This is a genomic window from Halomonas sp. BN3-1, assembly GCF_003056325.1.
In the GTDB taxonomy this organism is placed as follows: domain Bacteria; phylum Pseudomonadota; class Gammaproteobacteria; order Pseudomonadales; family Halomonadaceae; genus Halomonas; species Halomonas litopenaei.
This window is the reverse complement of record NZ_PYVV01000010.1, coordinates 178,212-200,710: the sequence shown is the minus strand read 5'-3', so window position 1 is coordinate 200,710 and position 22,499 is coordinate 178,212. Positions and strand designations below refer to the sequence as shown.

The window sequence follows — 22,499 nt, the reverse complement described above, 5'->3', positions numbered from 1 at the left end:
CATGGCAACGGCGGTGTCCGTAGGCTGACGTTTTGGCGAATATCAGCTTACTCGGATTTACCGCCGTTTCTCTATCCTGCCTGTCCTCACGCGCCTTGCCCGTTTCACGCTAATCTGCGATGAACCCGAAAAAAGCCGCCCCCTGCTCGAGAAGGCGCAGAAGGAGATGGGCATGATCCCGGCCCTGTATAGCGTGATGGCCGAAGCGCCGGGCGTGCTGGAGGCCTACCAGCGACTGCATGAGCTGTTTCTCGCCTCGAGTTTCGATGCCGCCGAGAAGACGGTGGTTTGGCAGGCGATCAACGTCGAGCATGATTGCGAGTACTGTGTGGCCGTGCACACGGCGGTGGCCGGCATGATGAAGGTGGACCCCGCCATCACCCAGGCGCTGCGCGATCAGCAGCCGCTGGAAGATGATCGTCTGGAGCTGCTGCGCCAGACCACGCTGGCCATCGTGCGTGATCGCGGACGTCCGGATCCGGCCGTGGTGGAGCACTTCCTCGAGGCGGGCTTCACCCGCCAGCAGCTGCTGGATATCGTGCTGGGGGTGAGCCAGAAGATTCTGTCGAACTACGTGAATCACCTGGCGGACACGCCCATCGACGACGCCTTCAAGCGCCACGCCTGGACGAAGGGGGTTGCAGGTACCGACGCGGCGGCCTGATCGAGGGGGCCTTCACCGGCGACGTGGTGGCGGGCAGCCAAGTGGCAGACTGCTGTTTGCATAGGCCGTAGGTAACAACGACCGCCGCTGGAAAAGGCCAGGGGTAACAACGGGTATTGGCAAGAGCCGCTAATGGTAAAAACGAATAGTGGCAAGAGCCGATACGCCCAAGAGCCGATAGCAGAAGCACCAAGGGCGCCCGCTGGGCGCCCTTGGCATATCTGGCCGGTGTCAGAGACCGCCGGGCTATTTACCGCCTGGCTGTTGATGGCTGGCGACACCCAGACAGCAGCGTCGGTCGCTCGCTTTAGACCTCAGGCGCTGGCGTGAAGGTCGGCGGCGCCGACACCATAGAGATCAAAGGCCAGTTCACGTCCGGTGGTGGTGAGCACCAGCCGCCCCTGGCTATTGTGGGCCACCAGCGCCTGGCGCAATAGGCGGCGCAGACGCGAGGCCTGGGACCGTGAGCGGGTCAGAGAATCGAGCCGCTCGGCGCTGAGCCCGCGACTGGGCTGGGTGATCGCCTCCAGCACCTCGCCATCGCGGTAGAGATCCTCGATGAAGGCGGTGAGGTCGATGCGCTGGGCGGTGTCGTTGTGATCAGCGGTGAGGGCCATGGTCCCATCCCGAATAAGAAGATGGGACCAGTATACGACAATCGTCGAATTAGACCAAAGTCTATAAGTGCGTCGGCCAGGATCTCAGCCGTTGACCTGACCCAGCATCAAGAACTCCAGCAGCGCCTTCTGGGCGTGCAGGCGGTTGCCGGCTTCCTGCCAGACGACCGCGCGGGGATCGTCGAGCAGGGTCTCGCTGATCTCCTCACCGCGGTGGGCCGGCAGGCAATGCAGGAACAGCACGTCCTTGGCGGCGGCGTCGAGCATCGCTTCGGTGACCTGGAAACCGGCAAAGTCCGCCTCGCGACGAGCCTGCTCTTCCTCCTGGCCCATGGAGGCCCAGACGTCGGTGGTGACGAGGTCGGCGCCGGCCACGGCGGTCATCGGGTCGCGCTCGATCACCACCCGATCACCGGCGGCGGCCAGGATATCCTCGCGGGGGTCGTAGCCCTCGGGGCAGCAGATACGCAGCTTGAAGTCGAACTGGCGAGCGGCGTTGATCCAGGAGTGGCACATGTTGTTGCCGTCGCCGATCCACACCGCGGTGCGGCCCTTGACGCTGCCGCGCAGCTCGGTCCAGGTCATGACATCGGCCAGCAGCTGGCACGGATGGTAGTCGTCGGTCAGGGCGTTGATCACCGGCACGTCACTGGCGGCGGCGAATTCCTCGAGACCCCGGTGGGAAAAGGTGCGGATCATCACCGCATCGACCATCTCCGAGAGCACCCGCGCGGTGTCACCGATGGGCTCGCCGCGCCCAAGCTGGGTGTCGCGCGGTGACAGAAACAGGGCGTGCCCGCCAAACTGGGCCATGGCGGTCTCGAAGGACACCCGGGTACGGGTCGAGGATTTCTCGAAGATCATCGCCAGGGTGCGGTTGGTGAACGGCGTGTAGGTGGGGCCGTGGGCCTTGAGGCCGTTCTTGATGGTGATGGCGCGCTGGATGAGGTAGCGCAGTTCATCCTGGCTCAGGTCCAGTAGGGTCAGGAAGTGGCGGGTGGCCATGGCATCTCTCCAACGAGGTAAAAAACGACCATCCTAGCCAGCCCCGAGGGGATGCGCAACGCGCCGCCGGGCCGTACAATGCGGCCATGCAAAGGCCGAGTGTGGCCATCGGGTATTGCCTCCTGCGAGGTAGTCCGCCGGGGCCGCATTGAAAATGGGGCGGGATGCCCCCATTGTCCCGGTCTGCGTCACTTAGCAAGGGCGAGCAAGCCAAGCCCGTTTCAACGAGGAGCCGTGATGAGTACCACCGTCGAGAATATTCAGCGCCAGATCAGCGAAAATCCCATCCTGATCTACATGAAGGGGTCTCCGCAGCTGCCGCAGTGCGGCTTCTCCGCCCAGACCGTGCAGGCGCTGATGGCCTGTGGCGAGCGCTTTGCCTTCGTCAACGTGCTGGACAACCCCGACATCCGCGCGGAGCTGCCCAAGGTGGCCAACTGGCCGACCTTCCCGCAGCTGTGGGTGGAAGGCGAGCTGGTCGGCGGCTGCGACATCGTCGTCGAGATGCACAACAACGGCGAACTCGAGCCGCTGGTCAAGCAGGCCGCCGAGCGTGCCCGTCAGAACGAGGAAGGCGCTGCAGACTAAAGAGCGCTGTTGGTGGCCGTGCGCCCGCCAGGCCAACGCCTTTCCATAAGGCGTTGTCCGGTGGGACCGCGTCGACCGGCTGCCGCGAAAGCTTCGCACCTGCGATAAAGGCCCCGATGGTCATCGACCATCGGGGCCTTTATCGTCTTGAGACTTTGGCGGCCGAAGGGGATCAATCCTCCTCCATGCCTTGCTCCTGCTGGGCCAGCCGCCATCCTCCCAGGTCCTTGTAGCGATTGACCATGGCGCAGAACAGCTCGGCGGTGCGCTCGGTGTCGTAGCGGGCCGAGTGCGCGGCGTTGTTGTCGAACTCGATACCGGCGGCGCGACAGGCTCGGGCGAGCACGGTCTGGCCGTAGACCAGGCCGGCAAGTGAGGCGGTGTCGAAGCTCGAGAAGGGGTGGAAGGGATTGCGCTTGATCTCGCAGCGATTGACCGCGGCGTTGAGAAAGCCGTGGTCGAAGGCGGCGTTATGACCCACCAGGATGGCTCTGGTACAGCCGTGGGCCTTGATCGCCTTGCGCACCGGTCGAAATATCTCGCCAAGCGCCTCGGACTCGCTGACCGCCACCTGCTTGCGCAGCGGGTCATCGAGGCGGATGCCGGTGAAATCCAGCGCTGCCTGCTCCACATTGGCACCGGCAAAGGGTTCGATGTGGTAGGCGAAGGTGGCGTCGGGCAACAGGTTGCCCTCCGGGTCCATGGTCAGGGTGACGGCGGCGATCTCCAGCAGGGCGTCGGATTCCGGGTTGAAGCCGCCGGTCTCGATATCCACCACCACCGGCAGAAAACTGCGAAAACGTTGCGCCATGAGTTCGCGGGCGATCAGCTCGCTCATGCACCTCTCCTTAGTCGGGCCGTGTGGGGTCAGGGGGCCTGCTATTGGCAGGCCGAAACGGCGAAAGTCTAGCAGTTTGGGGCAGCGGCGTCCCGTGGCCGGTATTCGGCACCCCAGATGCACGCTATAATCGGCGCTCTTCGGGCGTTATTCGCGCCGCGAATGCGTTGGTCACACCATGGTTGGTTACAAGAAGGAGCCCCTAGCATGTCCGATGTAAAGAAGGTCGTGCTCGCCTATTCCGGCGGACTGGACACATCCGTCATCGTCAAGTGGTTGCAGGAAACGTACGACTGCGAGGTGGTGACCTTCACCGCTGACATCGGTCAGGGCGAGGAAGTCGAGCCTGCCCGTGCCAAGGCCGAGGCCCTGGGCGTCAAGGAAATCTACATCGAGGACCTGCGCGAAGAATTCGTGCGCGACTACGTCTATCCGATGTTCCGCGCCAACACCATCTACGAGGGCGAGTACCTGCTGGGCACCTCCATCGCCCGTCCGCTGATCGCCCGCCGCCTGATCGAGATCGCCAACCAGACCGGTGCCGACGCGATTTCTCACGGCGCCACCGGCAAGGGCAACGATCAGGTGCGTTTCGAGCTTGGCGGCTATGCGCTCAAGCCCGGCGTCAAGGTGATCGCCCCGTGGCGCGAGTGGGACCTCAACTCCCGCGAGAAGCTGATGGCCTACTGCCAGCAGCACGATATTCCGGTGGACTTCAGCAAGAAGAAGAAGTCGCCGTACTCCATGGACGCCAACCTGCTGCATATCTCCTACGAGGGCGGCATCCTCGAGGATCCCTGGGCCGAGGCCGAGGAAGACATGTGGCGCTGGAGCGTGTCGCCGGAGGCCGCTCCCGATACCCCGACCTACGTCGAGCTGACCTTCGACAAGGGTGACATCGTGGCCATCGACGGCGAGCCGATGAAGCCCCACGAGGTGCTCGAGAAGCTCAACAAGCTGGGTGGCGACAATGGTATCGGCCGTCTCGACATCGTCGAGAACCGCTACGTCGGCATGAAGTCCCGCGGCTGCTACGAAACGCCCGGGGGCACCATCATGCTGCGTGCTCACCGCGCCATCGAGTCGCTGACACTCGACCGCGAAGAGGCCCACCTGAAAGACGAGCTGATGCCGAAGTACGCCGAGGTGATCTACAACGGCTACTGGTGGAGCCCCGAGCGCCGCATGCTGCAGGCGGCCATCGACGAGACCCAGAAGAACGTCTCCGGTGTGGTGCGCATGAAGCTCTACAAGGGCAACGCCATCGTCGCCGGTCGCCGCTCCGACGAGTCGCTGTTCGACGAGTCCATCGCCACCTTCGAGGATGACCAGGGCGCCTACGATCAGAAGGACGCCGAAGGCTTCATCAAGCTCAACGCCCTGCGTCTGCGCATCGCTGCCGGCAAGGGTCGTCGTCAGGACTGAGTGGTAACGTCGCGCGACAGGCCAAAGGAGTTCCCATGCTGAAGCAACTGTTCGGAGCGCTGTTCAAGGGGGACGGCAAGTCGTCGTCCCGGGCCGCGCCCGAGGCCGAAGCGGTCGAGTACCGTGGTTACCTGATCATCTCGCAACCCGAGGAACAGGGCGGTCAGTTCCGCGTCAGCGGTGTCATCCGCAAGCCCATCGAGGGCGGCGAGACGCTGGAGCATCGGTTCGAGCGATCCGACCTGGTGCCGGGGCGGGAAGCCTGTGACGCCCTGATGCGGCAGAAGGCCGAACGCTACATCGATGAAGTCGGCGACGAGATGTTCGAACCGCGCTGATTGCTCACCACGACAACGGCGCCCTCCGGGGCGCCGTTTGTGTCTGTGGGGCGGTTGTTTCAGGCAGGTCGCCGCCGCACCCGTCAGCCCAATCAATACGCCCCGGCCCATGCCGGGGAGAGCCGCACCTCAGGCCATTGCCTGTCTCAGGGAAAGACCCGGCTCAAGGCATGACTCGTTCCAAGGAGAGTCCCATGATCGTCGTGCACCATCTGGAAAATTCGCGTTCACTGCGTATCGTCTGGCTGCTGGAAGAGCTGGGCGTGGACTACGAGATCCGCCAGTACGCCAGAGATCCGAAGACCATGCTGGCACCCGCCGCACTCAAGCAGGTGCACCCGCTGGGCAAGTCCCCGGTAATCACCGATGAAGACGCAGGTAGCCGCGTGGTGGCTGAGAGCGGCGCCATCATCGACTACCTGCTCAGGCGCTTCGATACCGAGCATCGACTGTGGCCGGAGCCGTCAAGCGCCGACACCACCGACTTCGTGTTCTGGATGCACCACGCCGAGGCCTCGGCCATGCCGCCACTGGTCATGAATCTGGTGTTCAGCCGACTCGGCAAACCGCCGGTGCCGGCACTGATGCGGCCCCTGGGCCGGCTCTTTGCCGAGGGCGTGCGCAAGCAGTATCTGGGGCCGGAGATCCTCCGTCTGATGGACTTCTGGGAGCACAGCCTGGAAGGGCGAGAATGGTTCGCGGGCGAGCGCTTCAGTGCCGCCGACATACAGATGAGCTTCCCGCTGCTGGCGCTGGAAGGTCGTGGCCAGCTCGGCGACCACCCGCAGCTTGGCGCCTTTGTCGAGCGCTGTCGCCAACGGCCCGGCTATGTCCGCGCCGTCGAACGGGGAGGCGAACTGTCGCTGTAACCTGGTGCGGAAGGCCGCTCGCGCATCGCCTGGCAGAAAGGATCCTGTGGGAATGGCCGAAGGACCGTCTGGGAAGGGCCTTGCACGAGGAGCGTGACAGTAGGCGCGTGCACGAGGGGTGTGCTACCAAGCGCCTTGCCTGACAAGGCATTGCGCCTGCTCCGTTGCTCGGCATTCGCTGGATCGAATATTCATGTCGGCAAGTTATGAGCATGAAAATTATTATTCATTGCAAGCATATTGAGTTTGCTGCTCCGAGCGGGATAATGGGCGTCAACACCCACCTAGGAGGTCAAGATCATGCTGAGGTCCCTGACATTTGCCGGTGCCTTGCTGGTGGCAGGCTCCGCCCAGGCGCTTGAGGTCGATCCGCTGGTCAGCCCCGCCTGGCTGAGCGAGCATCTGGACAACGACAATCTGGTGGTGCTGGACATTCGCTCCAGCATCGACAATGGCGGCGATCGCTCGAGCTTCGAAGACGCCCATATCCCGGGCAGCCTGTACTCGAGCTATACCGAAGACGGCTGGCGCGAGAGTCGTGACGGCGTCACCGGGGTGATGCCGCCGGTGTCGAGTCTACAGCGGTTGATCGGTGGGCTCGGTATCGACAACGACGATACCGTGGTGCTGGTGCCGGCGGGCACGGGTGCCACCGACTTCGGCAGTGCGGCACGGGTCTACTGGACCTTCAAGGTACTCAGCCATGACCAGGTGGCGATCCTTGACGGTGGCTTTGCGGGCTGGAAAGAACAGGGGCTGGAGGTCGCCAGTGGCCCCGTCGAATATCCCGACCCGGTGCGCTTCGAGGGCGAACTGGACGAGTCACTGCTGGCCACCACCGAAGAGGTCGAGGCCGCACGGGAGTCCCAGGGGCAGCTGGTCGACGCTCGCCCCGAGGATTACTTCAAGGGGGACAATCAGTCGCCGGCGGCGGCGGCTCCTGGCACCATCCCGGGTGCCTTGAACCTGCCTCACCAGAGCCTGCTGGCCAACGATGGCGGCGCCTGGCGTCTGGACACCGCCCAGGTGACCTCGCGGATACAGGCGGCCGAGCTGGACGCCAGCGCCAAGACCGTAGCCTTCTGCAACACCGGCCACTGGGCCGCCACCGACTGGTTCGTGCTCAGCGAAATCGCCGGCTTCGACAATGTGGCCCTGTATGACGGCTCCATGGCCGAGTGGACCCAGGACGAGTCACGCCCGTTGGCGGTGGCCAAGCAGGGACTGGGCAAGGTGCTCGACGCCCTGGGCCTTGGCGACGACTGATCGCCCTGAGGCTCCGGTTGCCCTGAGGCTCCGGTTGGCTCCTTGTTAAAGCGTCGATTTCGCGCAATTGCTGCGCCTTTGCTACGTTGTCGTTGCCTCGCTTCTGCGTCCGTGCCGGACCTGTTGCTGGATGGCAGGGTTTGACGCTATCGCCACGCCGCCGACCCCGGGTCGCCGGCGTGGCCCTCTCATCACGAGTAGATCACTACCATGACACAGACTTCCGCTGCGGCCCCCGTCCAGGGCCGCCTTCCTGTCGATCGTTTCGTCGTCGGCGTGGCCCTGGCCGGGATGCTGATCCTGGGCGGGCTGGTGTGGCTCGAGACCGCTCCTTTCCTGGTGGCGCTGTTCGGCGTCGGTATCGCGCTGGGGATGGCGCTCTACCATGGGGCCTTTGGCTTTACCGCCGGCTGGCGCAATCTGGTCACCAAGCGTCGCGGCGCCGGCATGCGTGCCCAGTTGATCCTGTTTGCACTGACCTCTGCGCTGATGATTCCGCTGCTCGGCAGCGGTGAGCCCGGCATGGTGGGGGCGGTGGCGCCCATCGGCACCTCGCTGGTGGTGGGCTCCTTCGTGTTCGGCCTGGGCATGCAGTTGGGTGGAGGCTGTGGCTCGGGCACGCTGTTTACCGTCGGCGCCGGCAACCTGCGCATGCTGGTGACACTTGCGTTCTTCATCATCGGTGCGGTGGTCGGTTCGATCCACCTGCCGTGGTGGCTCGACCTGCCGAGCCTGGACCCGATCAGCCTGATCGACAGTGTCGGGGTCATCGGAGCCATCGCGGTACAGTGGGCGGGGCTGGCGCTGGTGATGCTGTGGGTCAATCGCGCAGAACGCCGCGCCCATGGTTCGCTGGAACGTTCCGAGCTGCGCCTGGCACCTGCCGAAGGCGGGGTGCTGCGCACCCTGGTGCAGGGACGCTGGCCCTTCGTCTGGGCAATCCTGGTGCTGGCGATCGGCAACACCCTGACCCTGGCCATCGGCGGGGCGCCCTGGGGCATCACCTTCGCCTTCAATCTTTGGGGCGCCAAGGCGTTGCAGGCCATCGGCGTGGACATGAGTCAGTTCGAGTTCTGGACCTGGGACTACCCGGCCATGGCGCTGGCCGATTCGGTGCTGGTGAACATCACCTCGGTGATGAACTTCGGTCTGCTGCTGGGTGCCATGCTGGCGGCGGGTCTGGCCAATCGCTTCAATGAAGCCAGTCGCAAGCCCATCGAGGGACGTCAGTTCCTGGCGGCGGTCATCGGCGGCCTGCTGCTGGGCTACGGTGCCCGCCTGGGCTTCGGCTGCAATATCGGCGCGCTGTTTTCGGGACTGGCCTCGGGCAGCCTGCACGCCTGGGTGTGGTTCGCCTGCGCCTTCGTCGGTTCGCTGGTGGGGATTCGCCTGCGCCCCTGGTTCCGGCTGCCCAACTGATCGACCGACCCACTGATCCATTGTTCAAGGTGATTCCCATGAAAGCCGCCTATCATCGAAGCCGCGTCATCGGTCTGTTGCTGGCGATTCTGGTATTGATCATGGCCGACCACCTGGCCAGTCCCACCTTCGCCTTCAACATGGGCGACGGCCACGCTCGGACCTCGCTGAACCAGCGTGACGCCAGCGCCTGTGCGCCCTGTGGGGCGCCGTGCCCGTCCACTCGCCAATAGGGCTTGCATGAAAAGCGCCTGCGCTCGGTAATACAGCGTTAAAAATCGGATTAAAATGCTCATTTACGGCTTGTAAACTGCGCTTTCTCACCGATTTTTGCCTTGTCTAACCATCGCTCGCCGACTTTTCGTAGAAATCCTGGAATTATGCCTGCGCTCGGTGACGGTTCTCGGTCCAGGCCCTGTGGGCTCACCCTAGTGTGAAGGCATTGGCGATAAAAGAGGCGCCCCTGCCATGGCAGGGGCGCCTCTTGTGGTCGTCAGTCTGACGGGGAGACGATCATTCTCGTGGGTCCTGTTCGCGGCGGGGGATCTTCGGACCCAGCGGCCCGAGCCACAGCCAGACCTGAAGCACTACCAGGATCGGTAACAGCCAGGTCGGCGCGCCCACCGTCCACACCAGCACCTGGTGGATCATGAAGGCGGTCAGGCCGCCGAGCAGGCCAAGCACCGGGAACATCAGAGGCCGCTCGGAGCCCGGGCGGCCACTAAGCCGGAACAGCGAGCCGGTGAAGGCGCCGAAGCTCACGGCCATGGCCAGCGGAATCCAGAGTTGCTGTAGCACTTCCTGCATCGTTAACCGCTCATGTTGAGACTTGGGCCCTCAGGCTAACGCGTCTGGCCGCCGGCTGCGCTTGAACTTTGGCGTAATTCGCCTGGCTTTCGGCTTTCGGCTTCCGGCGCTGCATCCTTTGTGATGGGCGCTTTCGCCTGTGGTGCTGGGGGCCAGGACGGGCGAAAACCGTCGCTGGGTGCAGTCGCGGCCCATGCAAGGTCTAGATGTCGGTCTTGTCCTTGAACTCGCACAGATCCTCGATGACACAGCTGCCGCAGCGTGGCTTGCGCGCCACGCAGGTATAGCGGCCATGGAGGATCAACCAGTGGTGGGCGTCCTGGCGAAATTCGCGGGGCACGTGGCGCACCAGCCTTTCCTCGACCTCCACCACGTTCTTGCCCTTGGCGATGCCGGTGCGGTTGGAGACCCGGAAGATGTGAGTGTCCACGGCGATGGTGGGCTGGCCGAAGGCGGTGTTGAGTATCACGTTGGCGGTCTTGCGTCCGACCCCGGGCAGGGCCTCCAGCGCCGGACGGGTGGCCGGTACCTCGCCACCATGGCGCTCGATCAGCAGATGGCAGGTCTTCATCAGGTTTTCGGCCTTGGTGTTGAAAAGGCCGATGGTCTTGATGTGTTCCTTGAGCGCGTCGATCCCGATATCGATGATCGCCTGGGGTGTGTTGGCCACCGGGAACAGGCGAGCGGTGGCCTTGTTGACGCCGACGTCGGTGGCCTGCGCCGACAACAGTACCGCGGCCAGCAGTTCAAACGGTGTGCTCCAGTTGAGCTCGGTGGTCGGCTCGGGATTGTGGGCCCGCAGGCGGGTAAAGATCTCGTGGCGTTTGGCAGCGTTCATGCTCGTCTCTTTGGTTGGCAAGCCAGGGGCTGAATCGACAGCGGGCCAGTCCGGGCGGATCTTCAGCGCACGACCCCGGTAACCCGCACTCGGCGTTCGTCCCTGGGCGTCCGGGTCGGCGCCGGGCGGCGGCGCTTCACGGCGTCGTCGATGGCGTTCTTGGCGGCGATCAGCAGCCCGGTGACCAGAAAGGCCCCCGGCGGCAGCACCAGAAACAGCATGCCGCCATCACCCGGCAGGTGCAGTGTCCAGTCACCGGCTGCGTCGCCCAGCAGCAGGTCCATGCCGGCGAACAGGGTGCCTTGCCCCAGCAGTTCGCGGATACCCCCGATCAACACCAGCACCAGAGAGAAGCCGAGGCCGTTCGTCAGGGCGTCGAACAGCGCCGGCTTGAGCGGTTGGCGGGAGGCAAAGGCCTCGACCCGAGCCAGGATGGCGCAATTGGTGACGATCAGCGGCAGGAAGATGCCGAGCACCTGGTAGAGCTCGTAGGCCAGCGCCGCCATGGCCAGTTCGACGCAGGTCACGAAGGCAGCGATGATCAACACAAAGGCCGGCAGGCGTACCTCCGGGCGTACCTGGTGGCGCAGCGCCGAGGCCGAGGCGCTGGCACCGAGCATCACCCCCAGGGTGGCGATCCCGAGCCCCAGGCCATTGACCACACTGCCGGTGACGGCCAGTAGCGGACACAGGCCGAGCAACTGGACCAGGGCGGGATTGTTGCTCCACAGCCCCTTGATGGCGATGTCGCGAGCGTCGCTGCGGGTCATGGGATGGGCTCCTGGTTACTGGCGTCTGGCGTATCACGCGGCGACCCGGCAGCCAGCACCGCTTCGTTCACCGCCCGGATGACGGCGCGAGAGGTGATGGTGGCACCGGTCAGGGCTTCGATGGCGCCCTGCGGGGCCAGGTCCAGCTGGCGGCGCGCGAGGCCTTCGAACTGATCGATCCAGGGGCCCTTGCGGCGCTCGATGGCGTCGCCGAGCCCCGGCGTCTCGTGGTGATCGACGACGCGCACTGCCGTGACACGCCGCTGCGGTGTCAGTGCCACCAGCACCTCGACGGGGCCTGCGTAGCCGAGCGCTGACGAGGGTTGCAGGGTGGCGAGCAGCGTGTCGCTTTGGTCCAGCGCCTGCCAGCCTTGGTCACCGGCCGGCGCCGGCACCAGCCTGGCGGTGCCCTGAGGCGCCAGGCTTTGCAGCAGGGCGTCCTGATGGGCCTGGCGATTGGCCTCGATACGCCCCTCGCTGAGCGCCTGGGTCAGGCTGACCGCACCCAGGGTCACCAGGGCGAACAGGGCAAGTTTCACGGCCAGTGTTCGCGGAGCCGAAGTGTTGCTATCAGGGGTATTCATCAGCGCAGTTTATCAGTGCTTTCCAAGTGAGGCGGTCGTCCATCAGCGCTCTTGACCAAGGCGGGTCGCTGGCTAGCCGCCATCGTTGTGCCTCCGGCTGGCTCGAGCATTCGATGGCCGGTCGGGCACCAGCTGGTCGAGCAGGGGGGCGGCGAGGTTCATCAGCAGCACGGCGAAGGCCACGGCGTCGGGGTAGCCGCCGTAGGCACGGATGATCATCGTCAGGGCGCCGATGCCGGCACCATAAGCCAGGCGTGCACGACGACCGCTGGCGGCGCTGACAGGGTCGGTGACGATAAAGAAGGCGCCGAACATGGCCGCGCCCCCGAGCAGGTGGAAGCCGACTCCGCCGCTGGCCGACAGTTGATCGAACAGCCAGGCGAGCAAGGTCATGGAGGCGAGCATGGACAGCGGCAGGCGCCAGTCGATCAGCCGGCGATAGAGCAGGTAAAGACCTCCGGCCAGCCAGGCCACGGCGACGTTGCGCCAGGCCTCCAGCGCCGCTGGTGCCACTAGCTCGGCGAGGCTGGCGTCTGCGGCGCGATAGCGGTAGGCGTCCAGCGGTGTGGCACCGCTCAGCGCATCCAGTGCGGCTGCTGGGTGCTGGCCCAGCCAGCGTGCCAGCCAGGTCGAGGGCTCGACGGCGTCGGGGCCGAATAGCCCCGAGGGTGCGGGCCACAGGCTCATCTGGGTGGGGAAGGACACCAGCAGCAGGGCGTAGCCCACCATGGCGGGGTTGAACAGATTCTGGCCGAGCCCACCGTAAAGGTGCTTGGCCACCGCCACGGCGGCAAGCGAGCCGATCAGGATCAGCCACAGGCTGGTGCCCGCCGGCAGCGCCGCACCCAGCAGTACCCCGGTCAACAGGGCGCTGCCATCAGCGATGGTCGGCGAGACGGGCCGCCGACGCGCCACCAGCATCATCGCCTCGATCAGCACACAGCAGGCCGCTGCGGTGATGACGTTGGTGACGACGCCAAGGCCGAAGAACCAGCTCTGGGTGATGAGTCCGGGCAGGCAGGCCAGCGTCACCCGACGCATCAAGGTAGCGCTGTCGTGTCCGCGGCGAGCGCTGTCTGCGCTGGTGTGGCGGTGAAGGTGGCTCATGGCCGGGTTTCCTCCTGACGGGCGGCCTTGAGCCGAGCATCGGCGGCGGCGAGATGCTGTCTGGCGGTATCCAGCTGAGTCTCGAGGTCGGCGAGGACATCCGCCGATTGCTGCTGCTGGGCGGCGCGCTCCAGCGCCTTCTCAGCCTTGCGTGCCGCGGCCTTGGCGGCTGCCTGGGCGATGCGCAGGCCACGCACGTCCGCGACGTTGGCGGTTGCTTTGGTGTCGGCTGAACTATCCTTGGCGCTGCTTGCGTCGCGCTGCTGGCCGCGCCGGGCGGCGGCCTGACGACGGGCCTGGCGACGGGCTTCGCGCTCGGCCGCCTCGCGCTGCTCGCGGGCCTGGCGTGCCTCGAAGCGGTGGCGGGCCTGGTCGGCCCGGGCGCTCTCGGCGCGCGCGGTGCGCAGGCGCTGCTTGGCCTCGCCGAAGCCGTTGGCCAGCGGCAGATGGCTGGGGCAGACGTAGTCGCAGGCGCCGCACTCGATGCAGTCGAACAGGCCGTTGGCCTCGGCCTTGTGGTCTTCGCCTGCCTGGGCGTGCCACCACAGCTGTTGAGGGGCAAGGCCCGCCGGGCAGGCCGGCTGGCAGTCGCCGCAACGGATGCAGGGGCGTGCGGGGGGCGGCGTCGGCAGTTCAGCCGCGTCAGCGGCGATCAGGCCGTTGGTGGTCTGGGTGATGGGTTGGTCAAGCGATTCGATCGCCTGGCCCATCATCGGACCACCTTCGATCACCCGCGACAATCTGGCGCGATCGAGGCCGGCGTCCTGCAGCAGGTGTTCGATGGCGGTGCCCAGGCGCGCGGTGGCATTGCCGGGGCGTGCCAGTGCTCGGCCCGCCAGGGTCAGGGTGCGCTCGATCATCGGCTTGCCGAGCGCCACCGCGTCGTGGATGGCCGCCAGGGTCCCGGGATTGTGACACAGCACGCCGGCGTCCACCGGCAGCTGGTCCGAGGCGAGACGGCGGCCAAGTAGGCGCTCGATCAGCTGGCGCTCGCCGCCGCTGGGGTAGCGGGTGGGGATCACCTCGAGTCGTGCCGGGCAGGGCAGCTCGCCTAGCCGGGCCTGCACGGCGCTGGCCGCCTCGGGCTTGTCGTCTTCGATGCCGATGACAATAGAGCCGGCCCCGGTGGCATGGGCCACCATCGCTGCACCGAGCAGCACCCGGTCGGTGTGCTGGCGCAGTGTCTGGTCATCGGCGCTCAGGTAGGGTTCGCACTCGGCGGCGTTGACCACCAGGGTATCGATGCCCGCCTGGCGTGCCGCGCGGACCTTGAGATGGGCCGGAAATCCGCCGCCGCCCATGCCGGCGATGCCGGCGTCGGCAATCCGTTGGATGATCTCGCCGGGGGCCGCGCCTTGCCAGTCGAGCGGCGGCAGCCAGTGGTGCTGTGAAGCGCCGTCTGACTCGATCACCACGGCAGGTCGGTGTTGTCCGTCGGGGGCCGACTCGTCGTGCATGAACAGCGCGCTGACGTGGCCCGAGATGGTGGCGTGCACCGGCAGTGCCAGGTGGCCGACGGCGCGTGCCACTGGCTCGCCGGCACGCACGTACTGGCCTGGCTTGACGATAGGCTGGACCTCTCGCCACGGCTGGTCGCGGCCATCTTCTAGCCACAATGTCACCCTGGCCGGTAGCGGCGGCGTGCGTATGCCCAGGTCACGGGTCTGCGATTTGCGGGTAGGGGGCAGCACGCCGCCGGCGGGCCGGGTGCCCGCCGACAGTGATCGCCAGAGTCGCTCAAGTACTGCCATGAAGCGTCTCCGTGGTGCGGTCGCTGGCGATGATGCCGGCGGTCCAGCGGGGTTGTGGCTCTCTTGGCAGCATGTCGATGCAGTCCACCGGACAGGGGGCGATACACAGATCGCAGCCGGTGCATTCGTGTGCGATGACCGTGTGCATCATCTTCGAGGCGCCGAGGATGGCGTCTACCGGGCAGGCCTGGATGCACTTGGTGCAGCCGATGCATTCATCTTCCCGAATAAAGGCCACCCGGGGGGTATCGTCGGCGTCGCCGTCGAGCGCCAGGGGTTCCCGACCAAGCAGTTCGGCCAACTCAAGGATGGTTGCCTCGCCGCCCGGTGGACAGCGATTGATGGCCTCTCCCTGCTCGACGGCTTCGGCGTAGGGCCGACAGCCGGGATAGCCACACTGGCCACATTGGGTCTGGGGCAAAAGGGCGTCGATCTGCTCCACCAGGCCATCCTCGCCGTCCTTGAAGCGACGGTTCAGCCAGCCCAGCAGACCGCCGCAGACACCGATCAGTGCGACCATCAGGACCACGCCGACAAGACTCGTCAGGCTCATGGAGAGCCCCCGGTGGCAAGTCCGGTGAAGCCCATGAAGGCCAGCGACATCAGGCTGGCGGTGATCATGGCGATGGCTGCACCGCGAAACGGGCGCGGTACATCGGCGCCCGCCAGGCGTTCGCGCATGGCCGCCAGCAGGATCAATACCAGCGAGAAGCCAAGGGCGGCGCTGAATCCGTACAGCAGCGCATCGAAGAAGCCGCCGTCGCGACCCAGGCTCAACAGTGCCACGCCCAGCACCGCGCAGTTGGTGGTAATCAACGGCAGGAAGATGCCAAGCACCCGATGCAGCAGGGGGCTCAGATGGCGGACCATGACCTCGGTGGCCTGGACTACCACGGCGATCACCACGATAAAGGCGATGGTGCGCAGGTACTCAAGATCCAGCGGCACCAGCAGATAGCGGTGCAGCAGGTGACTGGCCGCCGATGACAGGGTCAGCACGAAGGTGGTGGCAAGGGACATGCCCAGCGCCGATTCCAGCTTCGAGGACACTCCCAGGAAAGGGCATAACCCGAGAAACTGCACCAGCACGAAGTTGTTGACCAGGGCGGTACTGACGAGGACGAGAAGAACGTCGGTCATGGAATGCACGAGATAACGGCCGGCGGGCAGGGCCCGCCGGCGCATGGGCGTGATGGAACCCCTTAGCTGACCCGCTGGCCGGGTTCTGCGCCACTGTGGGGTTCGAGCAGATAGATGCCGTCGTCGTTGCCAGCCGCCAGCACCATGCCTTCGGAAACACCAAAGCGCATCTTGCGCGGTGCCAGGTTGGCCACCATGACGGTCAGCTTGCCTTCGAGAGCCTCTGGTGAATAGGCGCGACGGATGCCGGCGAAGACCTGACGGCTTTCGCCGCCGAGATCCAGCGACAGCTTGAGCAGCTTGTCGGCCCCTTCGACGTATTCCGCCTTGGCGATGCGGGCGATACGCAGGTCCACCTTGGCGAAGTCGTCGAAGCTGATCTCGTCGGCGATCGGCGTCTCGGCCAGTGGTCCCTTGGGCGTTTCCTTGAGCTTCTGTTCTTCCACCAGATCCTCCTTCGATGCTTCGATCATGGCATCGATACGATCGTTCTCGACCCGGGTCATCAGCGGCTTGAACTTGTTGACGGGGTGATCGCCCAGCCAGGTCTCGCGGCTGTTCCAGTCGAGGGTGTCGAGATTCATGAACAGTCTGGCCTGTTCGGCCATGGCCGGTACCACCGGGGCCAGGTAGACCATCAGCTGACGGAACAGGTTGATTCCCATGGAGCAGATGTCGAGCACTTCCTGCTCGCGGCCTGCCTCCTTGGCCAGCACCCAGGGCGCCTGGTCGGCGATGTAGCTGTTGGCCTCGTCGGCCAGCTCCATCACCTTGCGCATGGCGCGGCCGAACTCCCGCTGTTCATAGTAGTCGGCGATCTCGTCACCGGCGGCGATGAAGCGCGCCAGCATGTCCGGCTCGGCGCAGTGAGCCGACAGCTGGCCACCTCCGAGCTTCTTGACGAATCCGGCGCAGCGGCTGGCGATGTTGACCACCTTGCCCACCAGGTCGGCATTGACCCTGAGCGCGAAGTCCTCGAGGTTCAGGTCGAGGTCATCGACCCGGGAGGTGAGCTTGGCGGCGAAGTAGTAGCGCAGGTACTCGGGATTGAGATGCTCGGCGTAGGTCGCGGCCTTGATGAAGGTGCCGCGTGACTTGGACATCTTGGCGCCGTTGACCGTGACGAAGCCGTGGCAGTTGACTGCGGTGGGGGTGCGCATCTCGGCCCCGTGCAGCATCGCCGGCCAGAACAGGGCGTGGAAGTAGACGATGTCCTTGCCGATGAAATGGTAGACCTCGGCCTTTGAATCGCGCTCCCAGTAGCTGTCGAAGTCCAGCCCCTCACGCTCGCACAGGTTCTTGAAGCTCGCCAGGTAGCCGATCGGAGCGTCCAGCCAGACATAGAAGTACTTGCCTGGCGCGTCAGGAATCTCGAAGCCGAAGTAGGGCGCGTCGCGGCTGATGTCCCACTCGTTGAAGCCGGACTCGAACCATTCCATCAGCTTGTTGCGGATCTGTGGCTGGACATGGTCGTCCTTGATCCAGGCACTGAGGAAGTCGGCGAAGTCAGGCAGCTTGAAGAAGTAGTGGGTTGAGCTGCGGACTTCCGGGGTGGCGCCGGAGATCGCCGATACCGGATCGATCAACTCGGCAGGGGTATAGGTGGCACCGCAGGCCTCGCAGTTGTCGCCGTACTGATCCGCGGTGTGGCACTTGGGACAGGTGCCCTTGATGAAACGATCGGCCAGGAACAGACCCTTGACCGGATCGTACATCTGCTCGATGTCACGGCTGGCGATGTGCCCCTTGTCGCGCAGGCGCTTATAGATAAGCTCGCTGAAGTGGCGGTTTTCCTCGGAGTGGGTCGAGTGGTAGTTGTCGAAGGCCACGCCGAAACGGGCGAAGTCCTGCTGGTGTTCGCGGGATACGCGGTCGATCAGCGCCTCGGAGGTGATGCCCTCCTGCTCGGCACGCAGCATGATCGCGGTGCCGTGGGCGTCATCGGCGCAGACGTAGTGGCACTGGTGGCCGCGACTCTTCTGGAACCGCACCCAGATATCCGTCTGGATGTACTCCAGCAGGTGGCCCAGGTGAATGGCGCCGTTGGCGTAGGGCAAGGCGCTGGTGACCAGAATCTGGCGCTTGTCGGGTGCGGTGATGGACATGATGTGACGTGATATCCCGTTGAAAATCAGGCGACGATTGTAGCTAGGATCGAGGTCGTGTGCATCCGCTATCGTGCTTGGACGCAGCCATGAAAAAGCCGTTGCGCAGACGGTGCATTGTCAGGAGGACGCCACCAGCAGGCCGACATGCTCAAGGCCTCGGTCCTTGAGGTGCAGCGCCTGGAGGCGGCTCATGACACCCTGGTCACAATAGAGGAGATAGCGGGTGTCGGGATCAAGCGCATCGCTGCGGGTCGCCAGTTCATAGAAGGGAATATGATCGACGGGGCAGGCGAGTGGCCCAAGCGGACGGCGCTCGACGTCGTCCGGGGGCCGCACATCGATGACCCGGGTCGCCGTTCGGGCGAACTCGTGGAGCCCTCCAAAGGAGACTTCTGCCAGGGGCTCCTCGGAGGGTGCGCTGACGCCTTTGGATACTGGCGCATCGACAGGCTGGCGAGTGGCGCTGGCCAGGGCGCGATCCAGCAGGTCGGCCGGTAGCCTGGCCTCTGCCACCTGAAGTTCCTTCAGCGACGCCTTGACCCTGGGGCGGCTGGACATCCCGCCGCAATACTCGGGCATTCGGCTCGACGCCTCCGCGGTAGCGATCCGGTGGGCCTCATCGATGATGGTCTGCTTGTCATCGGTCAGCAGCGGTCGCAGCACCGGCAGGTGGCTGGCGCGGTCGATCAGGCCGAGATTGGTCAATGTCTGGCTCGATACCTGGGCGATCGCCTCTCCTGTCACCAGGGCGGGGATGCGCGCGCGTTGCGCGACTCTTGCGGCGGCCTCGATCATCAAGCGCTTCAGCACCAGCGACACCAGGCCATCAGGTACCTCGCGACGCAGTGTCTCCACCACTTCCTCGAAGGGAACGATGATGAAGTTGGCCTTATGGGAGGCGCTGTATCGTTGCCACAGGTCTCGGGTCAGCGCCTTGACCGCGCTTTCCTGTTCCTGACCGCCAAGACGAAAGAGGACAAACTGACACTTGATGCCGCGCCTGAGCATCCGATAGGCCGCCACCGGAGAGTCATAACCCCCGGACATCAGTACCAGTGCCTCTCCCTGGGTGCCCAGTGGAAAGCCACCGAGGCCCGGCCCAAGGTCGACTTCCTCGATCAAGGTGTCGCCATCGATGCGCAGTGGCACCACTACCTCCGGGGTGCTCAGGTCGACCCTGGCATCAGCAGCATGGGCGAGCAGCGCTGCGCCCAAGGCGCGTTCCACCTCCACCGAGCCGAAGTCGTGTTGCCCCTTGCGCTTGACCTTGACCTTGAAGCGCTTGCCTTCGAGCTCCACCGCTCGTTCGCGTGCCAGTTGTTCGATGCTGCTACGCCAGTCCCCAAGCGGCCTGTTGCGGGTCCTGGCCACGCGCTGAACGCCCGGTATCCGGGTCATGCTCGCTTCAAGTGCCTGACGATCCTTGCCAGGCAGGTCTCGCGGAAGTCTTACGACCAGATGGTCCCATTGGGCAACGACCTTGGTCTTGGGCTCCTGGCGCCTGAGTGCATTGCGCAGATTGGTGGCCAGGCAGCGACCCATGTGACGTCTCACCGAGGCGGACTTGGTGGCGATGTCGGCAGAAAGGGAAAGACGATATTCCATGGTGTGAAAGCCGGGACTACGATGTAAGAATAGTAACGTTGATCTAGATCAAGTTTGATTGAGATCTTCAAGATTCCGCCGACGGCAGGTTGGGCGATCGGCGGGGGAAGGAGGAAGGAGAAAAAAGTCCGTCAGTACAGCGCTTTTTCTTCCTGAACGACCTCTTTGAGCAGCTCCAGGAAGAGCCGATCGGCTTCGGAGTGCTCCTCGGCGCTGTCAGGGATGTGAATGCTGGTGGTGTCCGAGATTTCGTTGGCAATGTCGGCCATGACGCCACTATCGCTTCCACTTTCCAGATGACGGCGGGCGATCTCGAGAGAGGTCTCCAGGACCTTGGGGTCCTGTAGCAACTTCTTGATAAAGCCGGTCAATTCGTTGATGACACGGGTTTTTTGAATTTCGGATGAGGCCATCGGTGACTCCTTGGCTAGGCGCTTGATCCAAGGGGTTACGATAGCATGTTTGTGGACTGCTACGGGACAGCTTTGCCGTAGAACGATGTTGATGGCTCTGTCAAGTGGTGCCTTGCCAGATCAGGATGGCACTGAATGACGAGATGTTACCGAATGTGTTCAAGTGTGAGAGTATTGTAGTTGTAGTTGGATGGGATATTAGCAGCGTTGGGGAAGCGCTCGACAATCGGCGCTACAGGGAAACTGCTCGCCCATCCTGGGGATGATGAGAATGGTAGCGCCGAAGCAGCACGGCTGGTCCTGCAGAATCCGGGGTTGTTGGGCTAGTTCGTTGGTACTAGATTCAACTGTACTGGCTGCGGCCATTGATAATTAAGGGAACACGAATGAAAACGATCTGCCGAGAAGCTCGCTCTTCCATGGTGCGGCCGCTGGTAAGTGCCATCGCATTGGCCTCTACGTCAATGCTGATGGGGTCAGGAGTCATGGCCCAGGACGCGCAGGCATTGCCGCCTGGCACGACATCGCCGGGGGCGGCGACCCTGCGTGACGTCGTGGAGCAGACCATCAATACCAATCCTGAGGTGCTGGCGGCCTGGAACGGCTTCCAGGCGGCGGGCCACGATGAGCGGGTGGCCTTTGGAGGCTATCTGCCTCAGATTGACGTCAATGCAGGCGTTGGTCTCGAGGATCGTCAGAACGATCAACAGGGCAGCTACGACACCGACTATGTCGAGGTGACGCTGAACCAGATGATCTATGACGGCTTCGCTACCGCCAGCGAGGTCGAGCGTCTGAGCCGGGCAGAACTGGTACGCTACTACGAGCTGCTGGGGGCGAGTCAGGACGCGGCGTTGGACGCAACTAATGCCTATCTTGATGTTCAGCGCTACCGTCGCCTGGTGGGCCTGGCCCAGGACAACTATCAGAAGCATCTGGAGGTCTATCAGCAGATCGAGGCCCGCGCGCTGGCGGGTGCCGGTCGTCGCGTGGACCTGGAGCAGATCAGCGGTCGTCTGGCGCTGGCTGAGTCGAATCTGATCACCGAAGCGTCCAATCTGCACGATGTCTCTGCGCGCTTCCAGCGCCTGGTGGGTGAACTGCCGCCGGAAGCTCTGGCGCCAGCGCCGACCTTCGCCGAGCAACTGCCCACCGACGTGGCCCAGGCATTGCAGTTTGCCTACGAGGGTAACCCGGACTTCCATGCCGCCATCGAGAACATCGAGGCCGCCCGCGCCGAGCGTGAAGGCACCAAGTCGCCCTTCCATCCCAGGCTTGACCTGGTGGGCCGCAGTGGTACCTACAAGGGCAGTGATACCGACGGTGACTTCATCTCCGACAATGATCATGAAGACCGTCACAGCATCGAGCTGGTAGGTAGCCTCAATCTGTATCGCGGCGGCAGCGACCTGGCGTCGTTCCGCGCCGCCAGTGATCGCGTCGAGCAGGCGGTCAATCTGCGTGACAAGGCATGCGTCGACATCCGTCAGACCACCACCATCGCCTACAACGACACCCGTCGTCTGCGCGACCAGCTGGAATACCTGAACGAGCACCGTCAGACGACCGATCGCGTGCGCGGAGCCTACAAGCAGCAGTTCGATATCGGTCAGCGTTCGCTGCTCGACCTGTTGGATATCGAGAATGAGTACTTCGAGGCGAGTCGTGCCTATGTGAACGCGCAGTATGACGTCGCTCTGGCCGACGCGCGCACCCTGCGTGCCACCGGTAGCCTGCTGGAGGTGCTGGAGGTGCGCAAGGATGGGCTGCCGACCCTCGCCGAGCTGGACAGCAACGGTGTGTCGATTACGCCGGATATCGTCTGTCCGGCGGTAGGCCCGCGGTCCTACAGCATCGAGGAGCTCACCGGCTCCACACGGGCTCCGGACGTCGTCATGCCTGCGGACGCTCTGTTCGAGATCAACAGCTACGTGCTGAGCGCGAGCGCCAAGCAGGAGCTGAGTGCGTTGGCCGACCGTATCCGTGGTCGCAACGACCTGGTCCGGGTGTTCATCGCTGGCCATGCGGATATCTCGGGTACCGATGCCATCAACGATCCACTGTCGCGTAATCGAGCGGCAGCGGTGGGGCAGTACCTGGTCAGCCAGGGCGTCAATGCTTCACTGATTGAAACCCGGGGCTATGGCTCGCATCGGCCTGTTCAGTCCAATGACACCGTCGAAGGTCGTCGCCAGAACCGTCGAGTGGAGATCACACTTGAACGCAGCGGCGAGAATCTGGACATGGGGGCATTGCCGGGTTCCGCCGGTGATGACAGTGTGTCGCTTGCCTGGGCGCGAGGGCAGGATCGCCGCAGCCTGGAGGGCTAGAAGCTCAGTGGAGGATA

The 22,499-nt window shown here is 64.4% G+C and carries 23 protein-coding genes; 9 read left to right on the top strand and 14 right to left on the bottom strand.

The window, feature by feature from the left end; translation table 11 throughout:
- Positions 1-172 precede the first annotated feature (172 nt).
- Positions 173-664 carry a carboxymuconolactone decarboxylase family protein gene (locus tag C9F12_RS15130; RefSeq protein WP_345840316.1) on the top strand — a complete coding sequence of 164 codons (492 nt, stop codon included), beginning with the start codon at positions 173-175 and terminating at the stop codon, positions 662-664.
- Between the two features lie 314 nt (positions 665-978).
- Here the strand turns inward: C9F12_RS15130 and C9F12_RS15125 are convergent, their stop codons facing one another.
- Together C9F12_RS15125 and argF are read right to left on the bottom strand one after the other, a co-directional pair.
- Positions 979-1,281 (bottom strand): hypothetical protein, encoded by a 303-nt coding sequence (locus tag C9F12_RS15125; RefSeq protein WP_045994794.1) that lies wholly within the window; start codon positions 1,279-1,281, stop codon positions 979-981.
- A gap of 84 nt (positions 1,282-1,365) precedes the next feature.
- Positions 1,366-2,286, bottom strand: coding sequence for an ornithine carbamoyltransferase (gene argF / locus C9F12_RS15120; RefSeq protein WP_108449421.1), 921 nt, complete (start codon positions 2,284-2,286; stop codon positions 1,366-1,368).
- A 237-nt stretch (positions 2,287-2,523) separates the two neighbouring features.
- On the opposite strand from argF, the gene grxD reads away from it, so the two are divergent.
- Positions 2,524-2,874, top strand: a complete 351-nt coding sequence (grxD, locus tag C9F12_RS15115; protein ID WP_045994792.1) for a Grx4 family monothiol glutaredoxin — start codon at positions 2,524-2,526, stop codon at positions 2,872-2,874.
- A gap of 172 nt (positions 2,875-3,046) precedes the next feature.
- On the opposite strand, the gene rnt is transcribed toward grxD, so the two are convergent.
- Positions 3,047-3,712 carry a ribonuclease T gene (rnt, locus tag C9F12_RS15110; RefSeq protein WP_045994791.1) on the bottom strand — a complete coding sequence of 222 codons (666 nt, stop codon included), beginning with the start codon at positions 3,710-3,712 and terminating at the stop codon, positions 3,047-3,049.
- 207 nt (positions 3,713-3,919) lie between these two features.
- Here rnt and C9F12_RS15105 point away from each other — a divergent pair, with 207 nt between their 5' ends.
- The 6 genes from C9F12_RS15105 to C9F12_RS15080 all read left to right on the top strand — a co-directional run bounded on the left by C9F12_RS15105 (position 3,920) and on the right by C9F12_RS15080 (position 9,262).
- The gene (locus tag C9F12_RS15105) at positions 3,920-5,137 is read left to right on the top strand and encodes an argininosuccinate synthase (protein ID WP_045994790.1); all 1,218 of its coding nucleotides are present in this window, start codon (positions 3,920-3,922) and stop codon (positions 5,135-5,137) included.
- A gap of 35 nt (positions 5,138-5,172) precedes the next feature.
- Positions 5,173-5,475, top strand: coding sequence for an HlyU family transcriptional regulator (locus tag C9F12_RS15100; RefSeq protein WP_045994789.1), 303 nt, complete (start codon positions 5,173-5,175; stop codon positions 5,473-5,475).
- A 194-nt stretch (positions 5,476-5,669) separates the two neighbouring features.
- The gene (locus C9F12_RS15095) at positions 5,670-6,344 is read left to right on the top strand and encodes a glutathione S-transferase (protein WP_108449420.1); all 675 of its coding nucleotides are present in this window, start codon (positions 5,670-5,672) and stop codon (positions 6,342-6,344) included.
- A 300-nt stretch (positions 6,345-6,644) separates the two neighbouring features.
- Positions 6,645-7,610, top strand: a complete 966-nt coding sequence (locus C9F12_RS15090; RefSeq protein ID WP_108449419.1) for a sulfurtransferase — start codon at positions 6,645-6,647, stop codon at positions 7,608-7,610.
- Between the two features lie 210 nt (positions 7,611-7,820).
- A complete protein-coding gene (locus C9F12_RS15085; protein ID WP_108449418.1) occupies positions 7,821-9,029 on the top strand; it encodes a YeeE/YedE family protein in 1,209 nt (402 codons plus the stop codon).
- 38 nt (positions 9,030-9,067) lie between these two features.
- On the top strand, positions 9,068-9,262 hold the full coding sequence (locus C9F12_RS15080) for a hypothetical protein (RefSeq protein WP_045994785.1): 195 nt from the start codon (positions 9,068-9,070) through the stop codon (positions 9,260-9,262).
- A 280-nt stretch (positions 9,263-9,542) separates the two neighbouring features.
- On the opposite strand, the gene C9F12_RS15075 is transcribed toward C9F12_RS15080, so the two are convergent.
- From C9F12_RS15075 to C9F12_RS15025, 11 genes are all read right to left on the bottom strand, one after another.
- Positions 9,543-9,836: a hypothetical protein gene (locus tag C9F12_RS15075; RefSeq protein WP_045994784.1), complete on the bottom strand. Its 294-nt coding sequence runs from the start codon at positions 9,834-9,836 to the stop codon at positions 9,543-9,545.
- A 202-nt stretch (positions 9,837-10,038) separates the two neighbouring features.
- Entirely contained in the window at positions 10,039-10,674 is a 636-nt protein-coding gene (gene nth / locus C9F12_RS15070) for an endonuclease III (protein WP_108133358.1), read from the bottom strand.
- A gap of 62 nt (positions 10,675-10,736) precedes the next feature.
- Entirely contained in the window at positions 10,737-11,444 is a 708-nt protein-coding gene (locus tag C9F12_RS15065) for an electron transport complex subunit E (RefSeq protein WP_108449417.1), read from the bottom strand.
- Positions 11,441-11,983 carry an RnfABCDGE type electron transport complex subunit G gene (locus C9F12_RS15060; RefSeq protein ID WP_162816501.1) on the bottom strand — a complete coding sequence of 181 codons (543 nt, stop codon included), beginning with the start codon at positions 11,981-11,983 and terminating at the stop codon, positions 11,441-11,443. Before C9F12_RS15060 ends, C9F12_RS15065 begins: the two co-directional genes overlap by 4 nt.
- Positions 11,984-12,100: 117 nt before the next feature.
- Positions 12,101-13,135: an RnfABCDGE type electron transport complex subunit D gene (locus tag C9F12_RS15055; RefSeq protein ID WP_108449415.1), complete on the bottom strand. Its 1,035-nt coding sequence runs from the start codon at positions 13,133-13,135 to the stop codon at positions 12,101-12,103.
- Positions 13,132-14,886: an electron transport complex subunit RsxC gene (rsxC, locus tag C9F12_RS15050; protein ID WP_108449414.1), complete on the bottom strand. Its 1,755-nt coding sequence runs from the start codon at positions 14,884-14,886 to the stop codon at positions 13,132-13,134. The genes C9F12_RS15055 and rsxC overlap by 4 nt, the downstream gene beginning before the upstream one ends.
- Complete coding sequence (rsxB, locus tag C9F12_RS15045) at positions 14,873-15,439, bottom strand: electron transport complex subunit RsxB (protein ID WP_108133363.1); 567 nt, start codon at positions 15,437-15,439, stop codon at positions 14,873-14,875. The genes rsxC and rsxB overlap by 14 nt, the downstream gene beginning before the upstream one ends.
- Positions 15,436-16,026, bottom strand: coding sequence for an electron transport complex subunit RsxA (gene rsxA, locus C9F12_RS15040; RefSeq protein ID WP_045994778.1), 591 nt, complete (start codon positions 16,024-16,026; stop codon positions 15,436-15,438). The genes rsxB and rsxA overlap by 4 nt, the downstream gene beginning before the upstream one ends.
- Positions 16,027-16,088: 62 nt before the next feature.
- Complete coding sequence (gene metG, locus C9F12_RS15035) at positions 16,089-18,131, bottom strand: methionine--tRNA ligase (protein ID WP_108449413.1); 2,043 nt, start codon at positions 18,129-18,131, stop codon at positions 16,089-16,091.
- 120 nt (positions 18,132-18,251) lie between these two features.
- Positions 18,252-19,739, bottom strand: a complete 1,488-nt coding sequence (gene thiI / locus C9F12_RS15030; RefSeq protein ID WP_108449412.1) for a tRNA uracil 4-sulfurtransferase ThiI — start codon at positions 19,737-19,739, stop codon at positions 18,252-18,254.
- 131 nt (positions 19,740-19,870) lie between these two features.
- Complete coding sequence (locus tag C9F12_RS15025; protein WP_045994775.1) at positions 19,871-20,152, bottom strand: hypothetical protein; 282 nt, start codon at positions 20,150-20,152, stop codon at positions 19,871-19,873.
- Between the two features lie 485 nt (positions 20,153-20,637).
- On the opposite strand from C9F12_RS15025, the gene C9F12_RS15020 reads away from it, so the two are divergent.
- Positions 20,638-22,482 carry a TolC family outer membrane protein gene (locus C9F12_RS15020; RefSeq protein WP_240184261.1) on the top strand — a complete coding sequence of 615 codons (1,845 nt, stop codon included), beginning with the start codon at positions 20,638-20,640 and terminating at the stop codon, positions 22,480-22,482.
- The last annotated feature ends 17 nt before the right edge of the window (positions 22,483-22,499 follow it).

What these genes read in the sequence shown, in the direction of transcription:
- C9F12_RS15090 (WP_108449419.1), top strand. Translation starts at nt 6,645, where the DNA reads ATGCTGAGGTCCCTGACATTTGCCGGTGCCTTGCTGGTGGCAGGCTCC.
- C9F12_RS15055 (WP_108449415.1), bottom strand. Translation starts at nt 13,135, where the DNA reads ATGAGCCACCTTCACCGCCACACCAGCGCAGACAGCGCTCGCCGCGGA.
- rsxC (WP_108449414.1), bottom strand. Translation starts at nt 14,886, where the DNA reads ATGGCAGTACTTGAGCGACTCTGGCGATCACTGTCGGCGGGCACCCGG.
- C9F12_RS15125 (WP_045994794.1), bottom strand. Translation starts at nt 1,281, where the DNA reads ATGGCCCTCACCGCTGATCACAACGACACCGCCCAGCGCATCGACCTC.
- C9F12_RS15085 (WP_108449418.1), top strand. Translation starts at nt 7,821, where the DNA reads ATGACACAGACTTCCGCTGCGGCCCCCGTCCAGGGCCGCCTTCCTGTC.
- C9F12_RS15105 (WP_045994790.1), top strand. Translation starts at nt 3,920, where the DNA reads ATGTCCGATGTAAAGAAGGTCGTGCTCGCCTATTCCGGCGGACTGGAC.
- C9F12_RS15100 (WP_045994789.1), top strand. Translation starts at nt 5,173, where the DNA reads ATGCTGAAGCAACTGTTCGGAGCGCTGTTCAAGGGGGACGGCAAGTCG.
- argF (WP_108449421.1), bottom strand. Translation starts at nt 2,286, where the DNA reads ATGGCCACCCGCCACTTCCTGACCCTACTGGACCTGAGCCAGGATGAA.
- metG (WP_108449413.1), bottom strand. Translation starts at nt 18,131, where the DNA reads ATGTCCATCACCGCACCCGACAAGCGCCAGATTCTGGTCACCAGCGCC.
- rsxA (WP_045994778.1), bottom strand. Translation starts at nt 16,026, where the DNA reads ATGACCGACGTTCTTCTCGTCCTCGTCAGTACCGCCCTGGTCAACAAC.
- C9F12_RS15025 (WP_045994775.1), bottom strand. Translation starts at nt 20,152, where the DNA reads ATGGCCTCATCCGAAATTCAAAAAACCCGTGTCATCAACGAATTGACC.
- C9F12_RS15075 (WP_045994784.1), bottom strand. Translation starts at nt 9,836, where the DNA reads ATGCAGGAAGTGCTACAGCAACTCTGGATTCCGCTGGCCATGGCCGTG.
- C9F12_RS15065 (WP_108449417.1), bottom strand. Translation starts at nt 11,444, where the DNA reads ATGACCCGCAGCGACGCTCGCGACATCGCCATCAAGGGGCTGTGGAGC.
- C9F12_RS15080 (WP_045994785.1), top strand. Translation starts at nt 9,068, where the DNA reads ATGAAAGCCGCCTATCATCGAAGCCGCGTCATCGGTCTGTTGCTGGCG.
- C9F12_RS15130 (WP_345840316.1), top strand. Translation starts at nt 173, where the DNA reads ATGATCCCGGCCCTGTATAGCGTGATGGCCGAAGCGCCGGGCGTGCTG.
- rnt (WP_045994791.1), bottom strand. Translation starts at nt 3,712, where the DNA reads ATGAGCGAGCTGATCGCCCGCGAACTCATGGCGCAACGTTTTCGCAGT.
- grxD (WP_045994792.1), top strand. Translation starts at nt 2,524, where the DNA reads ATGAGTACCACCGTCGAGAATATTCAGCGCCAGATCAGCGAAAATCCC.
- C9F12_RS15020 (WP_240184261.1), top strand. Translation starts at nt 20,638, where the DNA reads ATGGCCCAGGACGCGCAGGCATTGCCGCCTGGCACGACATCGCCGGGG.
- rsxB (WP_108133363.1), bottom strand. Translation starts at nt 15,439, where the DNA reads ATGAGCCTGACGAGTCTTGTCGGCGTGGTCCTGATGGTCGCACTGATC.
- thiI (WP_108449412.1), bottom strand. Translation starts at nt 19,739, where the DNA reads ATGGAATATCGTCTTTCCCTTTCTGCCGACATCGCCACCAAGTCCGCC.
- nth (WP_108133358.1), bottom strand. Translation starts at nt 10,674, where the DNA reads ATGAACGCTGCCAAACGCCACGAGATCTTTACCCGCCTGCGGGCCCAC.
- C9F12_RS15095 (WP_108449420.1), top strand. Translation starts at nt 5,670, where the DNA reads ATGATCGTCGTGCACCATCTGGAAAATTCGCGTTCACTGCGTATCGTC.